The 6423-nt window shown below is 73.0% G+C and carries 7 protein-coding genes; 4 read left to right on the plus strand and 3 right to left on the minus strand.

Annotated features, from left to right (window positions below):
• The first annotated feature begins 18 nt into the window (after positions 1 to 18).
• Entirely contained in the window at positions 19 to 2559 is a 2541-nt protein-coding gene (locus tag AB0E14_RS21030; protein ID WP_362419950.1) for a sensor histidine kinase KdpD, read from the plus strand.
• 16 nt (positions 2560 to 2575) lie between these two features.
• On the opposite strand, the gene AB0E14_RS21035 is transcribed toward AB0E14_RS21030, so the two are convergent.
• The 3 genes from AB0E14_RS21035 to AB0E14_RS21045 are packed head-to-tail and all read right to left on the minus strand — an operon-like array spanning position 2576 to position 4192.
• Positions 2576 to 2893, minus strand: coding sequence for a hypothetical protein (locus AB0E14_RS21035; RefSeq protein WP_362419954.1), 318 nt, complete (start codon positions 2891 to 2893; stop codon positions 2576 to 2578).
• Positions 2890 to 3321 carry a hypothetical protein gene (locus AB0E14_RS21040; protein ID WP_362419957.1) on the minus strand — a complete coding sequence of 144 codons (432 nt, stop codon included), beginning with the start codon at positions 3319 to 3321 and terminating at the stop codon, positions 2890 to 2892. Before AB0E14_RS21040 ends, AB0E14_RS21035 begins: the two co-directional genes overlap by 4 nt.
• A complete protein-coding gene (locus tag AB0E14_RS21045; protein ID WP_362419960.1) occupies positions 3308 to 4192 on the minus strand; it encodes a hypothetical protein in 885 nt (294 codons plus the stop codon). Before AB0E14_RS21045 ends, AB0E14_RS21040 begins: the two co-directional genes overlap by 14 nt.
• 148 nt (positions 4193 to 4340) lie before the next feature.
• Between AB0E14_RS21045 and AB0E14_RS21050 the strand changes: the two genes are divergently transcribed.
• The 3 genes from AB0E14_RS21050 (at position 4341) to AB0E14_RS21060 (ending at position 6356) form a co-directional block, all read left to right on the plus strand.
• Positions 4341 to 4562, plus strand: coding sequence for a hypothetical protein (locus tag AB0E14_RS21050; RefSeq protein WP_362419963.1), 222 nt, complete (start codon positions 4341 to 4343; stop codon positions 4560 to 4562).
• 146 nt (positions 4563 to 4708) lie between these two features.
• The gene (locus tag AB0E14_RS21055; protein WP_362419966.1) at positions 4709 to 5068 is read left to right on the plus strand and encodes a metalloregulator ArsR/SmtB family transcription factor; all 360 of its coding nucleotides are present in this window, start codon (positions 4709 to 4711) and stop codon (positions 5066 to 5068) included.
• An 85-nt stretch (positions 5069 to 5153) separates the two neighbouring features.
• A complete protein-coding gene (locus tag AB0E14_RS21060; protein ID WP_362419969.1) occupies positions 5154 to 6356 on the plus strand; it encodes an MFS transporter in 1203 nt (400 codons plus the stop codon).
• Positions 6357 to 6423: the final 67 nt, after the last annotated feature.

Below are 6423 nucleotides of genomic sequence, written 5' to 3' on the forward strand. Positions count from 1 at the left end.
AAACGGCATCACACCACCATGGGACGCGGAAAGCTCCGTATCTACCTCGGCGCGGCACCGGGCGTCGGCAAGACGTACGCGATGCTCTCCGAGGGGCACCGGCGGGTCGAACGCGGCACGGACTGTGTCGTCGCCTTCGTCGAACACCACGACCGGCCGCGTACGGAGGTGATGCTGCACGGCCTCGAACAGATCCCGCGCCGCACGATCGCCTACCGCGACACCACCTTCACCGAGATGGACGTCGACGCGGTCCTCGCGCGGAAGCCCGCCGTCGCGCTCGTCGACGAGCTGCCGCACACCAACGTGCCCGGCTCGCGCAACTCCAAGCGCTGGCAGGACATCGAGGAACTGCTCGCCGCCGGCATCGACGTCATCTCGACCGTCAACATCCAGCACCTCGAATCGCTGGGCGACGTCGTCGAGTCGATCACCGGCGTGCGGCAGAAGGAGACCGTCCCCGACGAGGTGGTGCGGCGGGCGGACCAGATCGAGCTGGTCGACATGTCGCCCCAGGCCCTGCGCAGACGCATGGCCCACGGCAACATCTACAAGTCCGACAAGGTCGACGCGGCCCTGTCCAACTACTTCCGCCCCGGCAACCTGACGGCGCTGCGCGAGCTGGCCCTGCTCTGGACCGCCGACCGGGTCGACGAGTACCTCCAGGAGTACCGCACCGAGCACCGGGTCTCGAAGATCTGGGGCTCCCGCGAACGGATCGTCGTCGGCCTCACCGGCGGCCCCGAGGGCCGTACGCTCATCCGCCGTGCCGCGCGGCTCGCCGAGAAGGGCGCGGGCGGCGAGGTGCTCGCCGTCTACATCGCCCGCAGCGACGGCCTCACCGCCGCCTCGCCCAAGGAACTCGCCGTCCAGCGCACGCTGGTCGAGGACCTCGGCGGCACCTTCCACCACGTCATAGGCGACGACATCTCCTCCGGCCTCCTGGAGTTCGCCCGCGGGGTCAACGCCACCCAGATCGTCCTCGGCGTCAGCCGCAGACGCTCCTGGCAGTACGTCTTCGGGCCGGGCGTCAGCGCCACGGTCGCCCGCGAGTCGGGCCCCGATCTGGACGTCCACATCGTCACCCACGACGAGATGGCGAAGGGGCGCGGCCTGCCGGTCGCGCGCGGCGCCGAGCTCGGCCGCTCCCGGACCATCTGGGGCTGGCTCACCGGCATCGCGGGCCCCGCGCTGCTCACCCTGCTCCTCGGCGTCGCGCCGGACGTCGGCCTGGCCAACGACGTCCTGCTCTTCCTCGCCCTCACCGTCGCCGCCGCCCTGCTCGGCGGACTCAAGCCGGCCCTCGCGTCGGCGGCGGTCGGGTCGCTGCTCCTGAACTACTGGTTCACGCCGCCGCTCCACGAACTCACCATCGCCGACCCGAAGAACATGGTCGCCCTCGTGGTCTTCCTCGGCGTGGCGGTCGCGGTGGCCTCGGTGGTGGACCTGGCTGCCCGCCGCACCCACCAGGCCGCGCGGCTGCGCGCCGAGGCGGAGACGCTCAGCTTCCTCGCCGGGGGCGTGCTGCGCGGCGAGACCAGCCTGGAGTCGCTCCTCGAACGGGTCCGGGAGACCTTCGCCATGGAATCGGTCGCCCTGCTCGAACGCCGCGAGGACTCCGACCCCTGGTCCTGCGTCGCCTCCGTGGGCGTGCGGCAGTCCGACCGGCCCGAGGACGCGGACGTGGACATGCCCGTCGGCGACCACCTCGCCCTCGCCCTGTCCGGCCGCGTCCTGCCCGCCGAGGACCGGCGCGTGCTCGGCGCCTTCGCCGCCCAGGCCGCGACCGTGCTCGAGCGCCAGCGGCTCGTCGGGGAGGCCGAGGAGGCGCGCAGGCTGGCCGAGGGCAACAAGATCCGCACCTCGCTCCTGGCCGCGGTCAGCCATGACCTGCGGACCCCGCTGGCCGGCATCAAGGCCTCCGTCACCTCGCTGCGCGCCGACGACGTCGAGTGGTCGGAGGAGGACCGGGCGGAACTCCTGGAAGGCATCGAGGACGGCGCCGACCGGCTCGACCACCTCGTCGGCAACCTGCTGGACGTCTCCCGCCTGGAGACCGGCACCGTCACCGCCGTCATCCGGGAGACCGACCTCGACGAGGTCGTCCCGATGGCGCTGGCCGGGGTGCCGGAGGGCAGCGTGGACCTCGACATCCCCGAGACGCTGCCGATGGTCGCCGTCGACCGGGGCCTGCTCGAACGGGCCGTCGCCAACATCGTCGAGAACGCCGTCAAGTACAGCCCGGCCGGCGAGCCGGTCCTGGTGGCCGCGAGCGCCCTGGCCGACCGGGTCGAACTGCGGGTGGTGGACCGGGGCCCGGGCGTCCCGGACGTGGCCAAGGACCGTATCTTCGGCGCCTTCCAGCGCTACGGGGACGCCCCGCGCGGCGCCGGCGTCGGCCTGGGCCTGGCGGTGGCCCGCGGCTTCATCGAGGCGATGGGCGGCACGGTCACCGCGGAGGACACCCCCGGCGGAGGCCTGACGATGGCCGTCAGCCTGCGCATGGCGGACGGCCTCCCGCTGTCCCGCGCGGAGCTTCCGGCAGCGACGACGATGTAGCGGTGGGCCCGGGCGGTCAGGGCGCCAGGAGTCCCCACAGCAGGACGACGCCGACGCCGCAGACCGTCCCGCCGACCACCATGGCGACCAGACCGTTGCGGACGTTCTCCGGCTGGTACGCGCCCAGCACGCTGAAGCAGAGCCGCACCCCGAACGCCAGGCCGAGCAGCCCGGAGCCGGTGATCGCGAAGCCCGCGAGGATCGCGTCCCACTGGGACTCGAAGAGACGCTGGTACGGGCCGGGGTGACGGGTGGCGAACGCGTACAGCACCGCGGTCAGCAGGACGGTCGGCAGTGCCACGTAGGTGAGGGCGAGGTTCGTGAGCCGTTTCATCGGGACGATCCTCCTTGGATGGGGAAGCGGGACAGGCGTTGGCGTACCGATTTCTCCACCACCGGGTCCCATTTCTCCTGTATGGCGATATGGGCGTACATCTCCCGTAGCCGGTTGACCTCGTCGAGCATGGCCCGCTCCTCGTGCGCGATCACCAGCAGGCTGGGGCGGACGAACCGGAACCAGGCGTCGGTCATCACGCCCAGTGCGCCCGCCGCGACCAGCAGGGGCACGAGTGTCACGGCGATGCCGCCCGTCCCGTCGGCCGTCAGCGCGAGGATCAGGCACACGACGGCCACGCCCGCCGACACCGCACGCGTCCTGCGGCCCAGCCGCAGCCTCGTCCGGGCGAGACGCACGGTCTTGAGTCGCGCCTCGGCCCCCTCCAAGGACCGGAAGAACGCGGCCGTGCGGTCAGCTCGCCCCATGGGACCCGCCCCCGTCGGACGCGATGAACCGCTGGAGATGATGGTTGAAGTGGCCCCGCAGCACTCCGATCTGGGAGTCGTCCAGGCGCGAGACGCCGTCGTCGATCCCGGGCAGGAACTCGTGCCGGATCAGCCGTGAGGCCATGGGCAGCACACCGAGCCGCAGCGAGGTCTGGCTCCGCAGATCACGCAGCGAGGCGGCGAACCGCGAGTCGGTGGGTGCGCCGCCCGGGATGTAGTGGTCGCGGGCCTCGTCGAGCCGGTTCCAGTAGAGGTCGCACTTCGAGACCACGACGAGCAGCCAGCGCAGCCGCTTGGCGAGTTCCCCGTCGATGATCGCGTCGGCCAGCACCCGGAAGTCCAGGGACTCCTTCTCCAGGTGCCAGGCGCGCACCGCCTCCTCGTCCACCGGTCCGCCGGCGGCCGCGAGCTCGTCCCGCACGTCGCGACCGTCGCTGCGCAGCCAGATCCGGTTGTGCCCCCAGCAGGTCACATGGATGATCCCGTGCGGAGAGGCCTCACCGCGCATGGTGTCGGTGAGAGCCTGTTCGCGTTCCACCGACAGCTGCCCCGGGATCACCGTCACGGCCGCCTGCGTCCGGCGTCCGGCGGCGCGGATGACCGCTTTGTGCTTCTCGATGTCCGGACTTTTCCGGCTGTCGGGGTCCCCCGACCGGATCGCCTGGAGCAGCGCGCCGCAGAGGACGGTCTTGCCCGCCCCCGCCTCTCCGGTGATCGACACCGGGTTGCCGGACAGCTTGGGGCCGCCCCGACTGACCGCCGCGCTCGCGGCCGGCGGCGGCCGGCCGTCGTCGACGCCCTCCCGGATGCTCTCCCAGAGCCCCCGGACCTCGTCCCAGTCGTCGCTCATGAGCGCAGCCCTTCCCCCGACGCGGACTCGACTTCCGAAATGCTAGCGAGCAACTCCCTTGATGTGTGGCCGTGTTGCCGCAACCGTCGCAGAGGCATCACCGCAGCCCCTGTGCCCCCGCCCTTATGCGGGGCATACTGGCGGGACGATGACGAACCGATCCGCGCCCCGGCGCCACCTGTCCACCAGCCCGTTCGCGGCTCCCGCCGATCCCGTGATCAAGGAGTTCGCCGTCGGTGACCGTGTCTCCCACGATCGCCACGGCCTCGGGAAGGTCATCGGCCAGGAGCCGACGGGTGCGCTGCTCGTCGACTTCGGAGCCAGCCAGGTCCGAGTCCTCAGCCCCTTCAAGGGCATGCACAAGCTCTGACCGCCCCCGACAGCCACACGGAAGACCCGCCCCGGCCCGCCAGGTCGTGTCCGGGAAGTCGGCTCCGCCCTCCGGGCGGTCGCCCGTACTTCCCGGACACTCCCACGCGCCGGGGCGGCTTTCGTTCGCGTGCCTACGATGGGCCCATGTCGTCACGCGAACCGTCCTCAGTTGCGAGCATCGTGCACCAGCGCACACCGGGCGCCCGCGAGCTCGCCGCGGCGGCCGGGGTCTTCGCTCTCCTCGCGGACCCGACCCGGCTGCACCTGGTCTGGCTCCTGTCGCGCGGGGAGTCCGACGTCACCGCCCTCGCGGAGGCCTGTGGCGCGGCCCGTCCGGCCGTGAGCCAGCATCTGGCAAAGCTGCGGCTCAGCGGGCTCGTCCAGCACCGGAAGGACGGCCGTCGCGTCGTCTACACCCTGCCCGACGGTCATATGCGGCGGCTCGTGGTCGAGGCGATCAGCCACGCCGACCATCAGGTGACCGGAGAGCCCTGGCACGACTGAGTCCCTCCTCTCGTCCACATGTGCGCAATCATGCACATGTCCGCTACGGTGGTCACGACCCCGGAGTCGAACGAGGGCGGGCCCCATGCTGTCCGTGCTGCGTCACCGCACCTACCGTCGCCTCTTCGCCGCCCAGCTCGTCGCCCTGGCCGGGACCGGGCTCGCCACCGTCGCCCTCGCCCTCCTCGCGTACGAGCTCGCCGGTGCCGACGCCACCGCCGTCCTCGGCACCGCGCTCGCGATCAAGATGGTCGCCTACGTCACCGTCGCGCCCCTGGCCGGCGCCCTCGCCGACCGGATACCCCGGCGGACGCTCCTCGTCGCCATGGACCTCACCCGCGCCGGGGCCGCCCTCGCCCTGCCGTTCGTCACCGAGGTCTGGCAGGTCTACGCCCTGATCCTGCTGCTCCAGGCCGCCTCCGCCGCCTTCACACCGACCTTCCAGGCGACCGTCCCCGACGTCCTGCCCGACGAGCGCGACTACACCCGCGCCCTCTCCCTCTCCCGCCTCGCCTACGACCTGGAGAACCTCTTCAGCCCGGCGCTCGCGGCCGCACTGCTCACCCTCCTCCCGGCCGGACTGCTCTTCACCGGCACCGCCGTCGGCTTCCTCGCCTCCGCCGCGCTCGTCGCCTCCGTCCTCCTCCCGGTCGCCGCGCCCGCCGAGCGCCCCGGCGGCGCGCACACCAAGGCCGCTTCCGGCATCCGGCTCGTCCTCGCGACCCCGCGGCTGCGCGCCCTCCTCGCGCTCGACCTGGTCGTCGCCGCCGGCGGCGCGATGGTCCTCGTCACCACCGTCGTCCTGGTCCGCGAGGTCCTCGGCCGGCCGGCCGGCGACGTCACGCTCGCCCTCGGCGCGTACGGAGCCGGCTCGATGGCCGTCGCCCTACTGCTGCCCCGCGCCCTCGACCGGGCCCGCGACCGCACCCTGATGGTCCCCGCCGCCTTCGTCACGGCCGGAGTGCTGCTCCTGCTCCCGGTGGGCGCGGCGGTGGTCCCCGGCCCCTGGGCCTGGCCCGCCCTGCTCGCCGCCTGGCTGCTGCTCGGGGCCGCCTCCTCGGCCGTCCTCACCCCCGGCGGTCGGCTGCTGCGGCGCTCGGCGGGCAGCGCGGACCTGCCCGCCGTCTTCGCCGCCCGGTTCTCCCTCGCCCACGGCTGCTGGCTGCTGACCTACCCCCTCGCGGGGTGGACGGCCGCCCGCGCCGGCCTCGCGACCGCCGCGGGCGCCCTCGGCCTCCTCGCCCTCGGGGCGGGCGGCCGGCCCAGACGGCCGCGGGCGGCCGCGTGACCCGCCGCCACGGGCGACCAGCGACCAGAGCGGGTCGCCGCCCCATCGCCCCACGACCGCGGCCGCG

It is taken from the genome of Streptomyces sp. NPDC047981, assembly GCF_040653315.1.
Classification (GTDB): domain Bacteria; phylum Actinomycetota; class Actinomycetes; order Streptomycetales; family Streptomycetaceae; genus Streptomyces.

Bases quoted from the DNA above. Each gene is read 5' to 3' on its own strand.
- AB0E14_RS21030 (WP_362419950.1), top strand. From the start codon at position 19: ATGGGACGCGGAAAGCTCCGTATCTACCTCGGCGCGGCACCGGGCGTC.
- AB0E14_RS21035 (WP_362419954.1), bottom strand. From the start codon at position 2,893: ATGAAACGGCTCACGAACCTCGCCCTCACCTACGTGGCACTGCCGACC.
- AB0E14_RS21040 (WP_362419957.1), bottom strand. From the start codon at position 3,321: ATGGGGCGAGCTGACCGCACGGCCGCGTTCTTCCGGTCCTTGGAGGGG.
- AB0E14_RS21045 (WP_362419960.1), bottom strand. From the start codon at position 4,192: ATGAGCGACGACTGGGACGAGGTCCGGGGGCTCTGGGAGAGCATCCGG.
- AB0E14_RS21050 (WP_362419963.1), top strand. From the start codon at position 4,341: ATGACGAACCGATCCGCGCCCCGGCGCCACCTGTCCACCAGCCCGTTC.
- AB0E14_RS21055 (WP_362419966.1), top strand. From the start codon at position 4,709: ATGTCGTCACGCGAACCGTCCTCAGTTGCGAGCATCGTGCACCAGCGC.
- AB0E14_RS21060 (WP_362419969.1), top strand. From the start codon at position 5,154: ATGCTGTCCGTGCTGCGTCACCGCACCTACCGTCGCCTCTTCGCCGCC.